The sequence below is a fragment of the Novosphingobium sp. MD-1 genome (genome assembly GCF_001014975.1).
Classification (GTDB): domain Bacteria; phylum Pseudomonadota; class Alphaproteobacteria; order Sphingomonadales; family Sphingomonadaceae; genus Novosphingobium.
In genome coordinates, this window is sequence record NZ_BBXA01000028.1 from 1 (window position 1) to 20,775 (window position 20,775).

21 protein-coding genes are annotated in these 20,775 nt (G+C 65.9%); 10 read left to right on the forward strand and 11 right to left on the reverse strand.

Annotated elements, in window-relative coordinates:
- The first annotated feature begins 54 nt into the window (after window positions 1-54).
- From NMD1_RS10940 to NMD1_RS10955, 4 genes are read left to right on the forward strand one after another with little or no spacing between them, the layout of a single operon-like run.
- Window positions 55-1,185, forward strand: coding sequence for an ABC transporter permease (locus tag NMD1_RS10940; protein WP_124807827.1), 1,131 nt, complete (start codon window positions 55-57; stop codon window positions 1,183-1,185).
- Entirely contained in the window at window positions 1,182-2,015 is an 834-nt protein-coding gene (locus tag NMD1_RS10945; RefSeq protein ID WP_125954786.1) for an ABC transporter ATP-binding protein, read from the forward strand. The genes NMD1_RS10940 and NMD1_RS10945 overlap by 4 nt, the downstream gene beginning before the upstream one ends.
- A gap of 18 nt (window positions 2,016-2,033) precedes the next feature.
- On the forward strand, window positions 2,034-2,972 hold the full coding sequence (locus NMD1_RS10950) for an MlaD family protein (RefSeq protein WP_125954787.1): 939 nt from the start codon (window positions 2,034-2,036) through the stop codon (window positions 2,970-2,972).
- Window positions 2,969-3,577 carry an ABC-type transport auxiliary lipoprotein family protein gene (locus NMD1_RS10955; RefSeq protein WP_233497543.1) on the forward strand — a complete coding sequence of 203 codons (609 nt, stop codon included), beginning with the start codon at window positions 2,969-2,971 and terminating at the stop codon, window positions 3,575-3,577. Before NMD1_RS10950 ends, NMD1_RS10955 begins: the two co-directional genes overlap by 4 nt.
- Window positions 3,578-3,599: 22 nt before the next feature.
- Here the strand turns inward: NMD1_RS10955 and NMD1_RS10960 are convergent, their stop codons facing one another.
- From NMD1_RS10960 to crcB, 6 genes are read right to left on the reverse strand one after another with little or no spacing between them, the layout of a single operon-like run.
- The gene (locus NMD1_RS10960; RefSeq protein WP_125954788.1) at window positions 3,600-4,295 is read right to left on the reverse strand and encodes an ATP12 family chaperone protein; all 696 of its coding nucleotides are present in this window, start codon (window positions 4,293-4,295) and stop codon (window positions 3,600-3,602) included.
- On the reverse strand, window positions 4,292-4,516 hold the full coding sequence (locus tag NMD1_RS10965) for a hypothetical protein (RefSeq protein ID WP_125954789.1): 225 nt from the start codon (window positions 4,514-4,516) through the stop codon (window positions 4,292-4,294). The genes NMD1_RS10960 and NMD1_RS10965 overlap by 4 nt, the downstream gene beginning before the upstream one ends.
- The gene (locus NMD1_RS10970) at window positions 4,513-5,187 is read right to left on the reverse strand and encodes an HAD-IA family hydrolase (RefSeq protein ID WP_125954790.1); all 675 of its coding nucleotides are present in this window, start codon (window positions 5,185-5,187) and stop codon (window positions 4,513-4,515) included. The genes NMD1_RS10965 and NMD1_RS10970 overlap by 4 nt, the downstream gene beginning before the upstream one ends.
- A complete protein-coding gene (locus NMD1_RS10975; protein ID WP_125954791.1) occupies window positions 5,184-5,786 on the reverse strand; it encodes an FMN-binding negative transcriptional regulator in 603 nt (200 codons plus the stop codon). The genes NMD1_RS10970 and NMD1_RS10975 overlap by 4 nt, the downstream gene beginning before the upstream one ends.
- Complete coding sequence (locus NMD1_RS10980; RefSeq protein ID WP_125954792.1) at window positions 5,786-6,976, reverse strand: RluA family pseudouridine synthase; 1,191 nt, start codon at window positions 6,974-6,976, stop codon at window positions 5,786-5,788. The genes NMD1_RS10975 and NMD1_RS10980 overlap by 1 nt, the downstream gene beginning before the upstream one ends.
- Window positions 6,973-7,374 (reverse strand): fluoride efflux transporter CrcB, encoded by a 402-nt coding sequence (gene crcB, locus NMD1_RS10985; RefSeq protein ID WP_124807819.1) that lies wholly within the window; start codon window positions 7,372-7,374, stop codon window positions 6,973-6,975. Before crcB ends, NMD1_RS10980 begins: the two co-directional genes overlap by 4 nt.
- A gap of 212 nt (window positions 7,375-7,586) precedes the next feature.
- Between crcB and rpsU the strand changes: the two genes are divergently transcribed.
- From rpsU to gatB, 5 genes are all read left to right on the forward strand, one after another.
- Window positions 7,587-7,793 carry a 30S ribosomal protein S21 gene (rpsU, locus tag NMD1_RS10990; protein ID WP_091145878.1) on the forward strand — a complete coding sequence of 69 codons (207 nt, stop codon included), beginning with the start codon at window positions 7,587-7,589 and terminating at the stop codon, window positions 7,791-7,793.
- A gap of 185 nt (window positions 7,794-7,978) precedes the next feature.
- A complete protein-coding gene (locus NMD1_RS10995) occupies window positions 7,979-8,557 on the forward strand; it encodes an FKBP-type peptidyl-prolyl cis-trans isomerase (protein WP_124807818.1) in 579 nt (192 codons plus the stop codon).
- Between the two features lie 95 nt (window positions 8,558-8,652).
- Window positions 8,653-8,955, forward strand: a complete 303-nt coding sequence (gatC, locus tag NMD1_RS11000) for an Asp-tRNA(Asn)/Glu-tRNA(Gln) amidotransferase subunit GatC (RefSeq protein ID WP_124807817.1) — start codon at window positions 8,653-8,655, stop codon at window positions 8,953-8,955.
- Window positions 8,955-10,451: an Asp-tRNA(Asn)/Glu-tRNA(Gln) amidotransferase subunit GatA gene (gene gatA / locus NMD1_RS11005; RefSeq protein WP_125954793.1), complete on the forward strand. Its 1,497-nt coding sequence runs from the start codon at window positions 8,955-8,957 to the stop codon at window positions 10,449-10,451. Before gatC ends, gatA begins: the two co-directional genes overlap by 1 nt.
- A 95-nt stretch (window positions 10,452-10,546) precedes the next feature.
- Window positions 10,547-12,040: an Asp-tRNA(Asn)/Glu-tRNA(Gln) amidotransferase subunit GatB gene (gene gatB / locus NMD1_RS11010; protein WP_124807815.1), complete on the forward strand. Its 1,494-nt coding sequence runs from the start codon at window positions 10,547-10,549 to the stop codon at window positions 12,038-12,040.
- A gap of 37 nt (window positions 12,041-12,077) precedes the next feature.
- On the opposite strand, the gene NMD1_RS11015 is transcribed toward gatB, so the two are convergent.
- The 5 genes from NMD1_RS11015 to NMD1_RS11035 form a co-directional block, all read right to left on the reverse strand.
- Window positions 12,078-12,830, reverse strand: a complete 753-nt coding sequence (locus NMD1_RS11015; RefSeq protein WP_125954794.1) for a hypothetical protein — start codon at window positions 12,828-12,830, stop codon at window positions 12,078-12,080.
- 27 nt (window positions 12,831-12,857) lie between these two features.
- Entirely contained in the window at window positions 12,858-13,502 is a 645-nt protein-coding gene (locus NMD1_RS11020) for a hypothetical protein (RefSeq protein ID WP_125954795.1), read from the reverse strand.
- A gap of 163 nt (window positions 13,503-13,665) precedes the next feature.
- The gene (locus tag NMD1_RS11025; protein WP_124807812.1) at window positions 13,666-13,962 is read right to left on the reverse strand and encodes a hypothetical protein; all 297 of its coding nucleotides are present in this window, start codon (window positions 13,960-13,962) and stop codon (window positions 13,666-13,668) included.
- 47 nt (window positions 13,963-14,009) lie between these two features.
- Window positions 14,010-16,925: a pitrilysin family protein gene (locus NMD1_RS11030; RefSeq protein ID WP_125954796.1), complete on the reverse strand. Its 2,916-nt coding sequence runs from the start codon at window positions 16,923-16,925 to the stop codon at window positions 14,010-14,012.
- Window positions 16,926-17,119: 194 nt separating this feature from the next.
- Window positions 17,120-19,594: a TonB-dependent receptor gene (locus NMD1_RS11035; RefSeq protein WP_125954797.1), complete on the reverse strand. Its 2,475-nt coding sequence runs from the start codon at window positions 19,592-19,594 to the stop codon at window positions 17,120-17,122.
- 496 nt (window positions 19,595-20,090) lie between these two features.
- Here NMD1_RS11035 and NMD1_RS11040 point away from each other — a divergent pair, with 496 nt between their 5' ends.
- A complete protein-coding gene (locus tag NMD1_RS11040) occupies window positions 20,091-20,684 on the forward strand; it encodes a hypothetical protein (protein WP_125954798.1) in 594 nt (197 codons plus the stop codon).
- The last annotated feature ends 91 nt before the right edge of the window (window positions 20,685-20,775 follow it).

Here is a 20,775-nt window from a genome sequence, read left to right on the forward strand (position 1 = left end):
GTCGCACGTCATGCACTTGTCGCCCCTGCCATTTTCCCGCATGAAGCGCATCCTATGCGGGCGTTAGCCGACTTCACGATCCAGCCCGGCGATGCCGGAACCGAAGAAGCCGGGGGCGCCACGCTGGCGTTCAGCGGCGAGATGCTGGTGTCCTCGGTCGGCGCGATCGATGCCCGGCTGCGCGCGCTGGACGAACCGATCGCCCGCATCGACCTTTCCGACGTGGAACGCATGGACACCGTGGGCGCGTGGACGGTGTGGCGGCTGGCGCAGGAACAGGGCGCGGAGATCGTCGGCGCCCGCAGCGAAGCCGAACGCCTGATCGCCGCGGTGGGCCAGGCGGGCGAGAACGATTCGGGCGTCAGCGCCCCGCGCCTTCCGCTGTTCGAGCGCGTGCCGGGCAAGGTGGGCGATGCGGTGGTCGGGCTGGCCTGGGGCTCGCTGCAGGTGCTGGGCTTCCTGGGGCAGGTGGTGCAGGTCACCGGCACGCTGCTGCGGCATCCCGGACGTTTCCGCGGCAAGGCGATGATCCACCAGATGGAGCTGGTGGGCGTGAACGCGCTGGCGATCGTGGGGCTGATGAGCTTCCTGGTCGGCATCGTCATCGCGCAGCAGGGCGCGGTCCAGCTCCGCCAGTTCGGCGCGGAGATCTACACGGTCAACCTGGTGGGCCGTCTGACGCTGCGCGAACTCGGCATTCTGATGACGGCGATCATGGTCGCGGGCCGGTCCGGCTCCGCCTTCGCCGCGCAGCTCGGCACGATGAAGCTGACCGAGGAGGTCGACGCCATGCGCACGATCGGCGTTTCGCCGATGGAAGCGCTGGTGCTGCCCCGCATTCTGGCGACGATGCTGATGCTGCCCTTGCTGGGCACTTATTCGGCCGTCGTCGGCATCATCGGCGGCGCGTTTCTTTCGGCGACGACGCTGGGCATTCCCTTCCTGACCTTCCTGGCGCGCATTCAGGAAGTGGTGCCGCTGCACGACGTGTGGGTCGGGCTGGTCAAGGCGCCGGTGTTCGGCCTGATCGTGGCCGTGGCCGGCTGCTATCAGGGGATGCAGGTCAAGGCCAATGCAGAGGAAGTGGGCACGCGCACCACGGCGGCGGTGGTCATGGCGATCTTCATGGTGATCGTGCTCGATGCCTTCTTTGCGGTGTTCTTCACCAAGGTCGGCTGGGGATGAGCGATCCCGATATCCTCATCCGCGTGCGCGGACTCAAGAACGTGTTCGGTCCGCATGTGGTCCACGAAGACCTCGATCTCGATGTCCGGCGGGGCGAGATCATTGGCGTGGTGGGCGGTTCGGGCACGGGCAAATCGGTGCTGATGCGCGCTATCATCGGCCTCCAGATCCCCGAAGCGGGCGAGATCGAGGTGCTCGGCAGCTCGATCACCGACGCGCGCGACGATGACGATATCGACATCCGCTGCCAGTGGGGCGTGCTGTTCCAGGGCGGCGCGCTGTTCTCCACGCTGACCGTGGCCGAAAACGTCGAAGTGCCGTTGCGCGAATTCTATCCCGAGCTCAGCGACGAACTGCGGCACGAGATCGCGCGCTACAAGGTGATCCTTTCCGGCCTGCCGGCGGAAGCGACCGCCAAGTATCCGGCCGAACTTTCCGGCGGCATGAAGAAGCGCGCTGGCCTTGCGCGCGCCCTGGCGCTCGATCCCGAACTGCTGTTTCTGGACGAACCGACGGCGGGGCTGGACCCGATCGGCGCGGCGGCGTTCGATCAATTGATCGCCAGCCTGCAGCAGACGCTGGGGCTGACCGTGTTCCTGATCACGCACGATCTCGATACCCTTTACGAAATCTGCGATCGTGTGGCCGTGCTGGCCGATAGGAAGGTGATCGCTGTGGGAACGATCCCGGAACTGCTGGCGCTCGATCATCCGTGGATTCAGGAATACTTCAATGGCCCGCGCGGCCGGGCCGCCAAGGCCGCGCAGGATCGAATTGCACCGCCGGGGATTGCCGCTCCGGTGGACGATACGGCGCTGGACGAGGCATAGGATACGGGAACACAGCCGATGGAAACGCGCGCAAACCATATCTGGGTCGGGGCCGTTACCCTCCTGCTGCTGGCCGGCATCGCCGCGCTGACGGTGTGGATCGCGCGCCTGAACCAGGGCGAACAGGATCACTACGACATCTTCTTCAAGCAGTCGGTGGATGGTCTGGCCAAGGGATCGGAAGTCTCGTTCTCGGGCGTGCCCTCGGGTCAGGTGGAAGACATCGATCTGTGGGAGAAGGACCCAGAATTCGTCCGGGTGCGGATCAAGATCAACAGGAAGGTGCCGATCCTGCAGGGCACGACCGCCAGCCTGCAGGGCAGCTTCACCGGCGTAACCACCATCCAGTTGCAGGGCGCGGTCAAGGGCGCGCCACCGATCGAGGAGAAGGGGCCGGAAGGCGTGCCCGTGATCCCGACCAAGCGCGGCGGTCTTGGCGAGATTCTGGCCAACACGCCGCTGTTGCTGGAACGGCTGGCGACGCTGACCGAACGGCTGACGATGGTGCTGTCCGACCAGAACCTGAAGTCGTTCGAAAACATCATGCGCAACACGGACAAGATGACCGGCAACCTTGCCGCTGCCTCGCCCGATGTGAAGCGGGTGCTGTCCGAATTGCAGGCGACCTTGCGGCAGGCGAACTACACGCTTTCCAGCTTCGAGAAGCTGGCCGGATCGACCGACGCGATGATCAACGACGAAGGTAGCGGCCTGGCCAAGCAGTTGCGCCAGACGCTGAAATCGGCTCAGTCCGCGGCGGACGCGCTCCAGGCCACGCTGGATGATACGCGCCCGGCCGCGCGCCAGCTGAACGAACGCACGCTGCCTGCCGCCGAAGCCGCGATCCGCGATCTGCAGGCGACGACGCGGTCGCTGCGCGAAGTGACCGACAAGATCAACGACCGTGGCGTAAGCGCCATCGTCGGCAGCCCGAAGCTGCCGGACTACAAGCCATGAAAGGGACCATCGCGATGATCCGCAAACCGATCCTTGCCGCGCCGCTGCTCGCGTCTGCCCTCGCTCTGGCTCTTTCCGCCTGCGTCAACATCGGCACCAAGGTGCCGGGCACGCTGATGAGCCTGACGCCCGAAAGCGCGCCGGCGGCTGGCGCCGGCGTGTCGGGCAGCCTCTCCGGCGCGACCGCCGTGCTGGAGCCGGCGGCGGAGGCGCGGCTGGCGGTGCTGCGCATTCCGGTGCAGATCGACGATTCCAACGTCGCCTATCTCAAGGGCACGCAATGGGTCGAACGGCCGACGCGGCTGTTCCAGCGCCTGCTGGCCGAAACGCTGCGCGCCAAGGGCGGCAGGCTGGTGGTGGAGAACGATCTGGGCGTCAGCGGGCCGCGCCTTTCGGGCCGCATTCTCGACCTGGGCTATGACGCGCGCAGCCGGCGCGTCATCGTCCGTTTCGATGCGGTGAAGGAACTGCCCGGCGGCAAGATCGAGACGAAGCGTTTCGAACAGGACGTGCCGGGCGTCGCGCCGGAAGCGAGCGAGGTGGGGCCGGCGCTGAACAAGGCGGCCAACGCCGTGGCGAAGGACGTGGTCGACTGGTTCGGCTGATCCTGATTGGCAGGAAGGCGGTTTAAGCCCGCGCAAGTTCCGCGAAGCGGGTTGCCGCGCGGAACGCCGCGAAGCGCTTGTTGCGCCGGTCCTGCGCCTCGGCATCCTTGCCCCAGAGTTCGGCCTGCCAGTCTTCCTCGAGATTGGCGGCGTTCCACAGCGCTTCCACGTCCGCGCCCGGCGCGATCGCGGCAAGGCCCAGCGTAAGCGACGCGGCCAGGCTGGCGGTGTTGCGCAGCGCCGCCAGCGCGAAGGCGTCCAGCCCCTCCAGTTCGCCGGCGATGCGCTCGATCGCCTCGGGCGGCTGCGGCCGGTGCATCACGCCCGAAACGCGGTGGAAGCTCACGCCGATGCGCGTTTCCATGGCGGAGAGCAGCGGTTCCCACACCGCGCGCTGGCGCGCCGCCAAGGGCTCGTCCGGCTCGGCGCGATAGCACAGCGTATCGGTTTCAGCATAAGGCAGCAGTTCGCCGATGGTGCGGGCGCGTTCGGGAGCGACCACATCCAGCGCGAAATCGGCCATGTCGCGCAGGTGGAAGCGGGTGCTGTCGATCTCGTCGCCCTGATCGGCCCACTCCGCCGCCATGGCCTCGGCCAGCGCGCGGGCGGGGACGATCTGGGGACGTCCGCCGACGGTGCGGATGCCGCGCCCGTCCAGCACCACGCGAAAGCCGCCATCTTCGGCGACAACGGTCACGTCCTTGTAGAAACGCTTCATTCGGGGCTCCGCCAGCGCTTTGCCAGCAGGGGTGGCAGCGCGAAGAAATCGGCAAGACCGGCGGCCATCAGGACATAGCCCGCCGCTTCGGGCAGGCCCGCCAGCCAGCCAACCTTGCGCGAAGCGACAAGCGCGCCGGCCAGCACCAGCAGCGTGCCGGAAAGACGGACCAGTTGCAGGATGGCGAAACGGGCGATGGCCGGGTCGCGCTCGGCGCTCATTCCATGCCTTTCAGCAGGGCGCGCAGTTCGATCATGGTGGTGGCCACCGCTTCGGCACCCGCGTCGAACAGCTCCGCCGGATCGTGATAGCCCCAGTCCACCCCGAATGCCCGGATGCCCGCATTGCGCGCCATTTCCATGTCATAGGCGGTATCGCCGATCATGGCGGTGTGCGCGGCGCTGGCGCCGGTGGCTTCGAGGCAGGCTTCCACCATCGAAGGATGGGGCTTCGAGGGATGCCGGTCGGCCGTCTGCAGCGTAACGAAGTGCCCGGCAAGGCCATGGGTGGTCAGGCAATGGGCAAGGCCCCGGTCGCTCTTGCCGGTGGCGACGCCCAGCAGCCAGCCAGCGTCCGCCAGTTCCTCCACCAGCGCGGCGATGCCCTCGTAGAGCGGCTCGGCCACGGCGCCGGCCTCGCGCCGGGCGCGGAAGGCGTCCTTGTAGTATCCGGCCAGCGCGGCATGGTCGCGGTCCCCGCCTTCAGGGTGCAGGCGGCGCATCGCCTCGTGCAGCGAAAGGCCGACGATCCTGCGGGTTGCCGCGCGATCGGGTGGAGTCAGGCCGGCGGTGGCAAAGGCCGCGTCCATGGCCGCGCAGATATCGGCCTGGCTGTCGACCAGCGTGCCGTCGCAATCGAAGATGGCAAGGCGCAAAGGCGCGTCGGACGTCATGGCACCAGCCTCCTCATCAGTTCGGCGATGGCGGGCGATCCTTCCGCCTCAAGCCCCGCCGCCACGCGGGTGCGTTCGTCGGCCGGCTTGTTCTGCGAAAGCTTGAACGTGGGCCGCCAGGCCAGCACTTCCATCTCGAAGCCCACGATCGCGCCCATCATCTGCCGCAGTTGCGGTTCGGGTATCTTGTCCATCGTCCAAGGCGTGGCATCGGCGATGCGCGCCTCATGCCGCGCGGAAAGCCCTTCCAGCAGCGCGCGCAGGCCATCCTGATCCATGCGCCGCACGCGCCCTTCCAGTTCCAGCGCCACGTAGTTCCACGTCGGCACCTGCGCGGCATCGGCATACCAGCGCGGGCTGACATAGCCGTCCGGCCCGTTGACCACCGCCAGCGCCATGGCGCCGTCCAGGTGGCGGGTCAGCGCGTTGCCGCGCGCGAGATGGAACTGCACCGCGCCGTCGCCGGTCGAAAGCAGCGGCGTATGCGCCACGCGCGGCCCGTCCGGCGTGGTCAGGAACACCATGCCGAATCCGATTTCCGCGATCAGCGCTTCGTGCAGATCGCGATCGTCGCTGCGGAAGGCGGGGTTCGGGTGCATCAGCGCTTGGGCGTGCGGGGCGATGGCGTCTTGCGTGCCGCCGGCTTCTTTGCGGCGGGCTTCGCGGCGGCGCGCTTGCCCGTCGGCTTGCGGCCGGTGGGCCCATCGGCCCGCTTGCGCCGTTCGCCGCGCCGCTCCTTGCGGTACTGCTTGGCATGAGCCTTGGCCGCGCGCTTCTGTTCGTCCTTCTCGTCGACCAGCTTGACCGGTTCGAGCGGGAGATCGCCGTCCGCCTCGTCGAAGCCCAGCTGCGCCATGCTGGCCGCGAAATGCTCGGGCAGCGGGGCCGTTACATCGATCAGGTCGCCTTCGGGATGCTCGATGCGCAGGCGGCGGGCGTGGAGGTGCATCTTGCGGCTGATGCTGCCGGTCAGGAACGCCGCCTGTCCGCCATATTTGCCGTCGCCCACGATCGGATGACCGATCGCCGCCATGTGGACGCGAAGCTGGTGGGTGCGGCCGGTCAGCGGCTGGAGTTCCACCCAGGCCGCCCGGTTGCCGGCGCGATCGACCACGCGGTAGCGGGTGCGCGCCGTCTGACCCTGGCCGCTTTCATCGACCATCATCTTCTCGCCACCGGTGCCCGGCTGCTTGGCCAGCGGCAGTTCGATCAGTCCGTCCGATATATCGGGAATGCCCGTCACGAGCGCCCAGTAGATCTTCCTGGCCGACCGGCCGGAGAAGCGCTTGGAGAAGAATGCCGCGCTGCCGGGCGTGCGAGCGATCAGCAGGACGCCCGACGTGTCCTTGTCGAGCCGGTGGACCAGGCGCGGGCGTGGTCCCTTGTCCTCTGCGTAGGCGTCGAGCAGGCCGTCGACATGCTCGTGCGTGCCGCTGCCGCCCTGCGTGGCGAGGCCGGGCGGCTTGTTGAGCACGATCGCCGCGCGGTCCTTTTCCAGCACCATGGATTCGGCCAGCGCGATTTGCTCCTCGGTCAGCGGCTTGCGCGGCCGGGCGCCCTTGCTGCCCGCCAGAGGGGTGGTCCCGCCTGGCGGCACGCGCAGCACCTGGCCCTTCGCCAGGCGGGTATCGACATCGGCGCGCTTGCCGTCGACGCGGATCTGGCCGGTGCGCGCCCAGCGCGAAACCGTGGCGAAGCCCACTTGCGGCAAATGGCGCTTGAACCAGCGGTCGAGCCGGATGTCGTCATCGTCGTGCGCGATGGTGAACTGGCGGACTTCCTCGCTCATGCCGCTGCCCGCATCACGAAAAGGCCCAGGAACAGCCCGGCGATGCCCGTCGCCAGCGAACCCGCCGCATAAACCGCGGCCGTGCCCATCAGCCCGCGTTCGAGCAGCAGCGCGGTTTCGAGGCTGAACGAGGAGAACGTGGTGAAGCCGCCCAGCACGCCCACCGCCAGCAGCAGCCGCCAGGCTTCGCCGGCCGCGCCATTCCGGGCAAGCCAGCCCGCCAGCAGTCCCATCAGCAGGCTGCCCGCGACGTTGATCGAAAAGGTGGGCCAGGGAAAGGCCGCGTTGGGGCCGACGATGCCCATCACGAGCCGTCCGGCATGATAGCGCAGCACCGATCCACCGGCGCCGCCAGCGGCGACCAGCAGCGTGGCCTGCAAGGTTGAGGGAGGATTCATGGTTGCGGCCTTAGACGTTCAGCGGCTCCGGGGGAAGGGCGGGGGAACGATCAGGGCGCGAGTTTGCTTGCCTTTCGTTTGGCGCACTGCTAACGGGCCGCCGGTTGGAGCCGGTCCAGCATGGATTCGGCCCCGTTCGTGTTTCCCGAATCACGGTGACCCCCGCATGATTGGCGGGCTCTCGCCTGAAGCTGTTTGAGGTGTGTCGGTTTATGCAGATTCTCGTTCGCGACAACAATGTCGACCAGGCTCTTCGCGCGCTCAAGAAGAAGCTGCAGCGTGAGGGCGTGTATCGCGAAATGAAGCTGCGCCGCCACTACGAAAAGCCCTCCGAAAAGCGCGCCCGCGAAAAGGCGGCCGCTGTTCGCCGCGCCCGCAAGCTGGAGCGCAAGCGGCTGGAGCGCGACGGCGCCAAGTAAGGTTCGGGCGGCGGAAGAGACGTTGGTCTCATCCGCCATCTAGCCTCTTGCCGCGACGGCCCGGCTGGGCCAAGAGGGGCGCCGTCATCGCGGCGCCCTTTCGCACATCTGGCCCTTGCGGCCGATGGCGATTCGCGCCTTACCGCAGGGAGAGCCTCAGACCGGGGCGCTCAAAAGGGGAAGCAATGTCAGAAATCACGCGCGTTCCGCTGCAGCCTGTTGCGCAGGGATCGGTCACCAAGATCTGGCTTGGCGTTGCCGTGGCCGCTTTGATCGGGATCGGCGGGGCCTATGCCGCGCGGCCGCAGCACTTTGCGGCGGTCTATGTCGAGGCGGTCAAGCAGGGTGAAGGCGAATCGCCGAAGACGGGCGATGTCGCGCTGGTGAACTATGTCGGGCGGCTCGCGTCCACCGGCAAGGAATTCGATCGCGGCGAACGTGTCGCCATGCCGGTCGATGGGGTGATCCCCGGCTTCTCCAAGGGGCTTCAGATGATGAAGCGCGGCGGCAAGTACCGGCTCGAGATTCCGGCCGCCGATGCCTATGGCGATCGCCCGCAGACCAACCAGGGCACTGGCGAAGTGGTGATCCCGGCCAACAGCGATCTGGTGTTCGAAGTCGAACTGATCGATTTCAAGAGCGCCGCCGAGCTGGAGCAGCAACGCCGCGTCCTGCAGCAGATGCAAGGGATGCAGGGCATGCCCGGCGGACCGCACGGTGGCCCGCATGGCGCGCCGCCCGCCGGGGAAGCCCCGCAGCGCTGATCGCGCGTTTCCGTCCGTTCGCTTGAAGGACGCCGCGCGCGATGCTAGCGCGCGGCGTCCTTTGTTTTTCCGTTTGTCCAAGGCAGGGAAATCCCATGTCCGTAGATACCGCCACGGTGGCGAAGATCGCCTCGCTGGCCCGCCTCAAGGTTACCGAACCGGAGCTTGAGGCGATGGTCCCCGAACTCAACGGCATTCTCGCCTGGGTCGAGCAACTGGGGGAAGTGGACGTCGCCGGCATCGAGCCGATGACCGCCGTGATCCCCAATACCCTGCGCCTGCGCGATGACGTGGTGAATGCCGATCCGCTGACCGGCGGCGGCATTCGCGATGCCGTGCTGGCCAATGCGCCGGCGGCCGAACACGGCTTCTTTGGCGTGCCCAAGGTGATCGAATAATGCCCAATAACGCAAACGAACTGACCGAACTTGGCATCGCCGCGATCCGCGAAGGCGTGGCGAAGGGCGAATTCACCGCCACCGAAGTCGCCGCCGCGTTCAACGCGGCGGTCGCGGCGGCGCAGCCCGCGCTCAACGCCTTCATCGTCACCACCCCGGAGAAGGCGCTGGACGCCGCCGCGAAGGTCGATGCCGATCGCGCTGCGGGCAAGGCGCTGGGCAAGATGGCGGGCGTGCCGATCGGCATGAAGGACCTGTTCGCCACCAAGGGCGTGCAGACCACGGCCGCCAGTCGCATCCTCGAAGGCTTCACGCCCGAGTATGAAAGCACGGTCAGCAGCAAGCTGTGGGATGCGGGCGCGGGGATGCTGGGCAAGCTGAACCTTGACCAGTTCGCGATGGGTTCGTCGAACGAGACCAGCGCCTTCGGCAACGTGATCTCGCCCTGGCGCCGCCCCGGCGATACCGCGCCGCTGGCGCCGGGCGGTTCGTCGGGCGGTTCCTCGGCCGCCGTCGCCGCGCGCCTGGCACCGGCCGCGACCGGCACGGACACCGGTGGATCGATCCGCCAGCCGGCGGCCTTCACCGGCATTTCGGGCATCAAGCCGACGTATGGCCGCTGCTCGCGCTGGGGCATCGTGGCCTTCGCCAGCTCGCTCGACCAGGCCGGGCCGATGGCGCGCGACGTGCGCGATTGCGCGATCATGCTGGAAGCGATGGCAGGGTTCGATCCCAAGGATGCGACCAGCCTCGATCTGCCGGTGCCCGCGTGGGAAGCGGGGCTCTCGGGCGACCTGCGGGGCAAGAAGGTCGGCATCCCGCGCGAATACCGCATGGACGGCATGGACCCGGACGTCGCGAAATCGTGGGACGACGGTATCGCCTGGCTGAAGGACGCGGGCGCGGAGATCGTGGACATCTCGCTGCCGCACACCAAGTACGCGCTGCCGACCTACTACATTATCGCGCCGGCCGAAGCCTCATCCAACCTCGCGCGCTATGATGGCGTGCGCTATGGCCTGCGCGAACTGCCCGACGGCGCGAACCTGCAGGACATGTACGCCGCGACGCGCGCGGCGGGCTTCGGCGCGGAGGTCAAGCGCCGCATCCTGATCGGCACTTATGTGCTCTCGGCCGGGTTCTATGATGCCTATTACACGCAGGCGCAGAAGGTCCGCACGCTGATCAGCCACGACTTCAAGAACGCCTTCACCGAAGTCGACGTGATCCTGGCGCCGACCGCGCCGACCGCCGCGTTCGCGCTGGGTGAAAAGAGCGACGATCCACTGGCGATGTACCTGAACGACGTGTTCTCGGTGCCCGCCAGCCTTGCGGGGCTGCCGGCGATGTCGGTGCCCGCCGGGGTGGACCGCAATGGGCTGCCGCTGGGCCTGCAGGTCATCGGCAAGGCCTTCGACGAACAGGGCGTACTGAACGCCGGGCTGGCGATCGAGCAACGCGCGGGGTTCTCGGCCAAGCCGGCGAAGTGGTGGTAATGGACGTCACCCCGGCGCAAGCCGGGGTCTCGGGCCTGAAGGTCCGACCCAGATCAACGAGATCCCCGCGTCCGCGGGGATGACGGAAGAACGAGATGAACAGCTATCGCATTCAGGGCGCAACAGGGGATTGGGAGGTCGTGATCGGCCTTGAAGTCCATGCGCAGGTCACGTCCAACGCCAAGCTGTTCTCGGGATCGGCCACGGCTTTCGGCGCCGAGCCGAACAGCCAGGTCAGCCTTGTCGACGCCGCGATGCCGGGGATGCTGCCGGTGCCCAACCGCGAATGCATCCGCCAGGCGGTGCGCACGGGCATGGCGATCAACGCGCAGATCAACAAGTGGTCGCGCTTCGACCGCAAGAACTACTTCTACGCCGATCTGCCGCAGGGCTACCAGATCAGCCAGCTCTACCACCCGCTGGTGGGTGAGGGCACGATCGAGATCCAGCTCGACGACAAGGACCCCGAAAGCACCAAGACCATCGGCATCGAACGCATCCACGTGGAGCAGGATGCGGGCAAGCTGATGCACGATCAGCACCCGACGATGTCCTACGTGGACCTGAACCGCTCGGGCGTGGCGCTGATGGAAATCGTCAGCCGGCCCGACATGCGCTCGCCGGCCGAGGCGGGGGCCTATCTCACCAAGCTGCGCACGATCCTGCGCTATGTCGGCTCGTGCGACGGCAACATGGACCAGGGCTCGATGCGCGCCGACGTGAACGTCTCGGTCCGCCGGCCGGGCGAGCCGTTCGGCACGCGCACCGAGACCAAGAACGTCAATTCGGTGCGCTTCGTCATGCAGGCGATCGAGCACGAGGCGAACCGCCAGGTCGACGTGCTGGAGAGCGGTGGCAAGATCGTGCAGGAAACCCGCCTGTTCGATCCGGACAGCGGCTCCACCCGCTCGATGCGGTCGAAGGAAGACGCGCACGATTACCGCTACTTCCCCGATCCGGACCTGCTGCCGCTGGAACTGGACGATGCGTTCCTGGAGGAATGCCGCGCCAGCCTGCCCGAACTGCCGGACGCCAAGCGCCACCGCTACGAAACCGTGCTGGGTCTCTCGCCCTACAACGCCGGCGTGTTGACCGCCGACGTTGAAACCGCGCGCTGGTTCGAGAAGCTGCTGGCCGAAAGCGCGGGCAAGCAGGGCAAGGGCGAAGCCGACGTGGCGAAGCAGGCGGCCAACTGGCTGACCTCCGAACTGTTCGGCGCGCTCAACAAGCTGGGCCGCGGCCTTGAGGATTCGCCGGTCAGCCCCGAAGGCGCGGCCGAACTGCTGGCGCTGGTGGGCGATGGCACGATTTCCGGCTCGATCGCCAAGCAGGTGCTCGAAAAGATGCTGGAAACGGGCGACGGCGCCGCCGCCATCGTCGAGCGCGAAGGTCTGAAGCAGACCAGCGACACCGGCGCGATCGAAGCGGTGGTGGACAAGGTGCTGGCTGACAATGCCGACAAGGTCGAACAGTACCGGGGCGGCAAGGAAGCGCTGTTCGGCTTCTTCGTGGGCCAGACGATGAAGGCCATGCAGGGCAAGGCCAACCCGCAGCTGGTCAACGAACTGCTGAAGAAGAAGCTGGGGTAACGTTCCGGCCCGCGCTGTGCGGGCCGGAACCCGCCAATCAGGATTTGGCCGGCGTGCGTGGCGCCTTGCGTTCGTTGTTGGCGTATTCCTGGAAGTTCTTCTTGAACACGGCGACCAGCTCGTCGAGCGCGGCCACGGCGTCTTCGCCTTCCTTGGGCGGAAACAGTTTCAGGCCGTTGCCGCCCCAGGCCTTGTATTCGAAGGCGATCTTCTCGCCGGCCCCGAAATCGCGCACCATGAACAGGGTTCGCAGCGAGCGACCGTAAATGGCGGCTTTCTGGTAGAAGACGTCAGCCACGATCAACTCGGAATAGCACTTGCTCGGGGATTCCCCGCGGCGTGTCTTGACCGAGTTCATGGTGTGGCGGTCGACTGGTTGCGAATGCGTGATGATCGTGGTGCCGGGCGTCAGCTTCAGTTCCGTCCGCAGATCCAGCGCCTGCAGCGCATCCAGCTGGCTCGGACTGTCGAGGGCGCTGGCCAGCAGCGTGCGGTTGGTGGCATCCCGGTTGCCGTGGATCGCGGCATCCAGCAAGCCTCCGCCCAGCAGGCCGGTCGTCATTGAGGTCATTCGTTGCGCGGGCCAGATATGCAGTTCGCACCCATCCGCCGCGACATCGGCAGGAGGATGCGCAATGACCTCGACCGGAGCCGGAGCGGGTTGAGCCGTGGCGGTCTGGTCAGGCACGGCGGCCGCCGGGGCAGCCGCCGCCCCCTGTTCCTGTGCGCAGGCGTGCTGCACGCTGCCGGCAAGCAGCATCGTTCCGAGCACAAGGCCTGGATATTTCATTCGTACCCCCCTCTTATCCTGGTTCGGTCAATGTTTGCGCTTCGGCGGGGCGGCCAGCATCCTGCCGAAATCGGTCAGGCTTTTGCCAAAGGCCGCAGACAGTTCGGCGACAGCATCCGCAGGGTCCGCATCGCTTTTTGCCGGCGGGAACTGGGTGAGTTTCTCGGTCGCAATCGTGCCGAACGTGCGGGTCGGCGTATCGCCGGCGTCAAATCTGCGGAAGCGCACGAGCGTCTTGAGATAGGCACCGCTGAAGACATCTGCCTGAAAGAAGACGTCATCGATGGCGAGTTCCGCGTAGCAGGGCGGACTGTTCGCGAGAATGCGGCCAACGGTGCCACGCAACACGCGGCTTTCCTGCGGCTGATCGTGCAGAACCGTCCGGAAGCCGGGCAGGCCGAGGATGGCTGGCAGATCCTGGCTGTTCAGGATTTCCACCTGTCGCGCGGTAGTCAAAGGCTGATCGGGCAGTTTCGGATAGCCAGGGCGGCCCTGGACGGAGCCGTCGACGATGCCGCCATGCACCCAGCCGTAGTAGGTAGAGCGCAACGGGCCGGATGGCCATACATGCAATTCGCAAAGGGCGGCGGCGGTGCCGGCGGTGCTTTCCGCCGCGTACGCCGCATGCAGCGGCGCCAAAACGGCCGCCAAGGCCCATAAAATCGTCCGCATCGTCGCCCCCCCTGCAACGCCCAGTATACCTGTGGCGGAAAGCCAACAATGCCGATTTTACCTATCGCGTTTGCCGCGCAGTACGCTGATTGGCGCCATCTTCACGACGACGCGGATGGACACAAGTTGCGCCCATCCGCGTAAGGAATCGTGGAGACTTCGTTCAGGCGCGCGTCCCGTTCATCGGGAAGGTGCCGAACATGCCGGCGGTGACCGAACCAGTCAGCGCGTCGCCATCGACGGTGGCCTTGCAGTCCAGCGTCATCGGCATCGGTACGGTCATCTTCATCTGCCAGGTCAGCGTGTTGCCATCGACCTTGCCGTTTTCCACCGCCATCGTGCCGGTGGGGCCGGCGTTGCTGCCGGTGAAGGTATCGCCGCTGACTTCGACGGTGAACTTGCTCGACTGATCGCCCATCGGCGTCTTCGTCACGCAATCATAGGTACCGGCAACAGACATGGTTCTCTCCCGTTAACGGCTCGCCGGCAAGCGCCGACGACGCCCTCTCATTTGCTACCTACATTGCTGTCAATAGCAAGCGATTCGACTGGCAGGCCCAGCGCTTCCAGTTGCGGCCGCACCTTGGCGGCATCGCCCACCACCACATAGACCAGCTTGTCGGCCGAGATTGCGGCGCGGGCGGCGGCGTCCGCCTGCTGCGCGGTCATGCTGCCATAGCGGCCGGCGAGCGTTTCGTAGTAGTTGTCGGGCCGCTTGTTTTCGATGATCGAACTCACGCCATCGAGCACCGAGCGCGAGGTTTCGAACATGCCGGGCAGTTCACGCGCGCTGCCGCTGGTAGACCACTTGATTTCGTCGGCGGTCACGCCCTTCGCGCCGAGGAAGCCGGTGAGTTCCTTGCGCAGTTCGGCAATGGCGGGGCCGGTCTGGTCGGTCTGTACCGGCGCGATGATGCGGAAGGGGACGCGGTCCTCCCGTTCGACCACGCCGCTCGACACGCCATAGGACCAGCCCTTGGTTTCGCGCAGGTTGGTGTTGATGCGTGAGAGGAAGTTGCCGCCGAAGATGTCGTTGGCGGTGCGCAGCGCCAGCAGGTCGTCGGTGCCCTTCGCGTCCAGCACTTCGCCCGTCATGATGACGGATTGAGGGGAGGCGGGCCGGTCTATCAGGATGATGCGCGGCTTCTGGACGGGAACCGGCACCGCGAAGTTCTTGACCGGGGCGGGTTCGGCCGGCGCTTTCCAGGCGCCGAAGCTCTTTTCCAGCAGTTTGGTGACTTCGGCCAGCGTGGTAGCGCCGACCACGAAGACGCTGGCGGTATCCGGGCGGAACCACCGCTTGTGGAACGTGGCCAGATCATCGCGCGAGAGGCGCGCGACGACGGCCGGATCGCCGGTTCCGGTGGCGGGAATGCCATAGGGGTGCTGCGGCCCGTAGAGCGTCGGGTAAAGCACCCGGAACGCTAGCGAGGTGGGGTCCTTCATCTCGCCGCTGATCGCCGTGAGTTGCTGGGCACGCACGCGCTCGAGTTCGCGGGCATCCAGCGCCGGATGCTGGATATAGTCCGCCAGCAACCCCAGCGAGGCAGCGAGATTGGGCGTAACCGCATCGAGCTGGAACGACGTGGTATCGGGGTTCGCGCTTCCCGAGATGCTGGCGCCCAGCCGTTCGCGTGCCCGCGCGAACGCCGAGGAATCGAGCGTGGTCGTGCCTTCGTTCATCAGTTTGAGCAGCAGCGCTTCGGTGCCGAGCGCGTTCTTGGGATCGGCGGCATAGCCGGCGTCGAAGCTCACGCGCACCGATACCGCCGGCACGTCGGCGCGACGGGCGAAATAGACCTTCATCCCGTTGGGCAGGGTGGCGCGTTCGATCTTCGGGAACACCAGCGGGCTGAGCTGCCCCACGGGCGGAAGCTCCGACCGGTCGGGCGCGCTGGCCCCCGCGCCTGATGCCGAACCATCCGCAAAGCGCGGATCGCGCCAGAAGGCGGGGCGGGCGGACGGGCTCTTGGGATCGGTCAGGAAACCGCCACGGTGTTCGCCGCCTTCGGTGCGCGTGCCCGGTTCCACCGTCAGCGCGAACGTGGGACGCGAAAGCCATTTCCGGGTCACGTCGCGAACCTGCGCGGGCGTCAGCGCGGCCGCGGCGTCCAGTTCCTTGCGATAGGCGCCAGCATCGTGCTGGTAGAGCAGGCCTTCGGCGAGCGTGGGCGCCTTGCCGCTGCCGCCGCCCACCGATTCCAGCGCGCGGATCTGCCCGGCGGCAAACGTCGTCGCGGCGCGTTCCAGTTCGTCCTGCGTCGGCCCTTGGGCAAGGAACCGCGCCACTTCGGCATCGAGAGCGGCGCTGACCTTCGCCGGATCGGTACCGGGCTTCACGTCGGCAAAGACCTCGAACTGCCCGCCCTGCGCGAAAATCGAGGTACTCGCCGATACCGAGACGGCAAGCTGCTGCTGCCGGACGAGCGCGTCATCGAGCCGCGAGCTGGCAAGCCCGCCAAGAACCGCGCCCGCCATCTGCAGCGGCAGGTATTCCGGGTTGTCGAGGCCGGGGATCGTCCAGACGCGGTAGATGCGGGTGGTGGCGATCTGATCCTTGATCGTCTTGCTGACCGGCGCGGGCAACGTGGGCACCGGCACGGATACCGGCTGCACCGCCGGGCCGGCGGGAATGGCGCCGAACCATTTGGCGACCTTGGCCTTGGCCGTGGCGAGATCGATGTCGCCCGCCAGCACGAGGATGGCGTTGTTCGGCCCGTAGTGGTCGCGGAACCAGCCTTTGACGTCTTCGAGCGAGGCCGAGTTCAGGTCGTCCATCGAGCCGATGGTGGAATGGTGATAGGGATGGCCCGAGGGATAGAGCGTCTCCAGCTCCTCGTACTCGACCATGCCGAACGGCTGGTTGTCGCCCTGCCGCTTCTCGTTCTGAACGACGCTGCGCTGGTTATCGAGCTTTTCCTGGGTGACCGCACCCAGCAGGTAGCCCATGCGGTCGCTTTCCAGCATCAGCGTGCGGTCGAGCGCGGCCGTCGGCACGGTCTCGAAATAGTTGGTGCGGTCGAACCACGTCGTGCCGTTCATGTCGGTCGCGCCGACCTGCTGCAGCGGTTCGAAGAAATCGCCGGGCGCATGTTCGGACCCGTTGAACATCAGGTGTTCGAACAGATGCGCGAAGCCGGTCTTGCCCTTCGGTTCGTTCTTGGAGCCGACCGCGTACCACACCGAAACCGCGACCACCGGCGCCTTGCGGTCGGTATTGACCAGCACCCGCAGGCCGTTCGGCAGGGTGAAGCTTTCGTAGGGGATGGTCACCCGGTTGACGAGATCGGCGACGGGGGCGGGCTTGATGGCCTCTGCCGGCGCCGGCTGCGCGGCGGCCGCGGGCTGCGTTCCGGTGAAAGCGAGAGCGGCGGCGATGGCGATGGCGGAGACGAACTGCGAAGCGGAATGCATGCGGGCCATGGGTTATCCTGTGGGAGACTCTGTATCCTTTGTAACCGTTTCAGAAACCGATGCCATACCGAAGCTGAACGGCGTTCGACGAACGACGTGTCCGTTCGTCGAACGCCGCTTGCAAACTTGCATACGCGAAAGGCCGGCCCGCGCGGGATGCGCGCGGACCGGCCTTCGGGATGCCTTGCGCGGTGGCGCGGGGATCAGAACTTCACGTTGATTTCAGCGCCCCAGGTGCGCGGATCGTTGAAGAAGCCGCTGATGCCGGCGGCGGCGCTGCCGGTCTTGTAGAACAGGTGCTGTTCGTTGAAGAGATTGCGCGCCCACACCGCCACCGTCACCTTCGCGCCGTTCGCTTCCATGGGGATGTCGGCCAGCGCGATGCGCCCGTTGAACACCAGCCCGGATTCCCCCTTCACCTGCGGGTAGCGCACCGCGCGCGTGTTGTTGTCGTAGTTCGCGTCGGTGTAGTTGACGTAGAAGCCGGAGTCGTAGTTGCCGTCGAGGTGCAACTTCAGCATCGCGCCACCGGCCGTCACTTCGTGTTCGTAGTCGATCGATCCGCTGGCCGAATGCTTCGGCGTGTAAACCTGGTAGATCGGCACCGGCGTGGTGATCGGCACGCCGCCGGTCTGCGGGAACGGATTGACCGTCGGCGGGATGTGCACGCTGTTGTAGGCATAGCTGGCCGACAGCGTCAGGCCATCCATCGGCATCAGCAGCAGTTCGGCTTCCACACCCTTCAGGCGGCCCGTGCCGGGCGCGTTGACCACGTCGGTCGTGGTGCGGGTCGTAATCTGCGGCACGCCGTTGACGGTATCGACATAGAGGCCGCTGAAGTCGAGCTGGATGCTCTTGTAGGTGCCCGTGTAGGCGGCGATATTGAACCGGGCATGGCGGTCGAAGAATTCGGTCTTGGCGCCGATTTCGAACATCGACACCTTTTCCGGATCGAACGCGCGGTACGTCAGCGAGCGCGAGCTGGCGCCGCCGGAGCGGTAGCCCGTGCTCCACTTGCCGTAGAAGTGCAGGTCACGCGATGCATCGAACGCCAGGTTCACCAGCGGATCGACGCGCGACCAGCTGCGATCGAGCGCGATCGGACCGACCACGTTGACGCCGTTGACCGGGATCGAGGGGGCCGCGCCGTTGATGGTGAACAGCGATCCTTCCTTCTTGTCGCGCGTCCAGCGGGCGCCGACCGTCAGGTGGACCATGTCTTCCAGCACGGGCGGGGTGTACGTCGCCTGGCCATAGACGCCGATGCTGGTGGTTTTGACGTGGCTGGCGCGCTGCGTCACATAGCGGCAGCTTGAAACCAGTGCCTGATCGCAGATGGTATAGGCGGTGCCGGCCGCGTTGGTGAACATCAGCGTGTTGGGCGCCTGCGCGCTGTCTTCCACGCGTTCCTGGTAATAGAGGCCGCCGGCCTGGTACTTCAGCCGTGGCACTTCGCCGATCACCTGCAATTCCTGGCTGAACTGGTTCTGCCGGAACGGCGCCAGGCTGTAGCGGCCGAAGGCGAAGTTCTGGAAGCTGGTGACCGAGGTCGGGCGCTGCATGCTGGTGGCGACAGACCCGTTGTCGAACTGGCTTTGCGTCATTTCGCGATAGCTGGTGATCGACCGGAAGGTCAGGTTCGGCGTGGCGATGTATTCCAGGCCAAGCCGCCCGCCTTCGGCCTTGCCCACGCTCGCCTGCTGCGGCGCGCCGACCACGGCGGTGGACGCGCGGTCGGGCTGCAGGGTCAGCAGCGGGGACAGGACGTTGGCCGGCACCGCGGCCGATCCCGACGCGGACACGGGCAGGCCGAGCGGCGCCGAAATCTGCTGCATGTACAGCGTGCTGGTCGCGTCGTAGCTGTTGTCGTACGACAGGTCGGCGCTGAAATTGCTGACCGGCTTCCACAGTGCTTCCACGTGCACGCCGTGCTTGTCATAGGAATTGAAGCCCAGCTGACCCGGCATCGGGTTCTTCACGAAGGGGTTGCGGCGGGCAATCACGCCATCGACCTTCAGGCTGATGTTCGCGAATTCCGGCAGATCGACATGGACTTCGCCCTTGTACGATCCATAGTTGCCGGCCCCGGCCGTGGCGTTCAGCTTGAACTGGCCGCTGGGCTTCTTGGTCACTATGTTGACCGCGCCGCCCATGGTGTTGCGGCCGAACAGCGTGCCCTGCGGACCTTTCAGCACTTCGATGTTCTCCACATCGAACAGCGCGGTGCCAAGGCCCTGCGCGCGGCCCATGTACACGCCATCGACATAGACGCCCACGCCCTGATCGCGCGCGGGCTGGTTCGAATCGGACAGCACGCCCACGCCGCGGATATTGACGATCAGCGCACCGGGGCGCGAGAAGAACGGGGCGACCTTCAGCGAGGGAATGGCGCCGTCACCCAGATCGAGCAGCGAGGTGACGTGGCGGTCGGCCAGGCCCTGGCTGGTCAGGACCGAGATCGCGATCGGCGTTTCCTGCAGGTTTTCCCGGCGCTTCTGCGCGGTCACCACGATTTCGGAAAGCTGCCCGCCGCCACCGGGCGCTTCGGCGTCCGGGCTTTGCGTATCGGCCGCCGGTGCGGCCTGGTCGTCGGACGCGGCCAGCGCCGGCGTGGCCAGCAGGGTTGCCAGCACAAGGCAAGAGGCGCCCAGCGCCAGGCGCGGTTGGAATGCGATCATGATTGTCCCCCTGGGATTTGAACCGCCCGACCCGATCGGGCTCCCGGGCGGCACCTAGGGGGCGCAGGTTGCAGTTCGGCGCTGCTCCGGTGACGGTGATCTGACCGACTTGTTGCGATGCAGCATTTTGAGGCGCGTTAGGATGGGCTAACGCGTTGGCCGGGTGGGGTATTTCCGGCGAGAGTGTGAAGGCGACTTTCCGGCGGACGCCTGCGCGTCGATTGGCGGCGCAAAAAGGGTGACAAGAACGGTGTATGGAGAGATCCAAATGCCAATTAGGGCAACGCCGCCTCGCGATCGAATCAACCGAGTTAAATTCGGTTGCCTAATCGTGGTCCGACTGGTGACGCGCCTCGGAAGTAGAGGTAGGAAATGCTGCTGTCGTAAGTTTTTGGACTGGACTCTTTCGTGGGCTTATGTGGCTTACGAGGGTGTTTCGCGTCAGGCGTAAAGCGTCGCTTTTTCAATTTGATCGGTGTTATTGATGACTGTCCCGGTGCTGACCCCCGTCGAGGAACACATCGCCTTCCATATGGCCATAGGACAGGCGATTACGCAGTGGGCGCATGTTGAGAACGGCCTATTCAACATCTGCACTGTCGCTTTTTCCGGCGTGCCGACAAAGGTCGTCGGTGCGTCCTTCTACGCAATCGATAACTTCAGAACGAAGCTGGCATTTACGGACAATGCAATTGCGCAATCAAATACGTTCAAAGAGCTGATCGAGGACTGGGCAAGATTGCGTGAACAGGTTCGTGCTTTGTCCTCAACGCGTAACAAGATCGCGCATTGCCGAACTATCGGATTCTATGGAGCAAGTGCGGGGCGACGATACGCGATCGTGCCAATCTCATATAAGGAACCGAAGATCAAATCTAAGAGGCCATTGCCGCCAAGTGGATCACTCTGTGTCAGAGATATTGATCTAGTTTCAAGGCAATTTTCTAGAGCTTCCAATCTTTTATTGGATTTGATGGCGAAAGCCCAAGGGGGCCAATGGCTGCCAGCAGAACACGCTCCACCAGAACCGCAACTCCGCTCTCTGAAGGACATTAGAAGCCTGATAGACGCAGCGCGTTCCCAACGGTGAGAGGCATCGTCTTAGTAATTTCAATTCTCGAACTGCCACGCAGTTACGGGGCGTATCGACAGCTAGCTTTGTCATGAATGTCATCACCCAA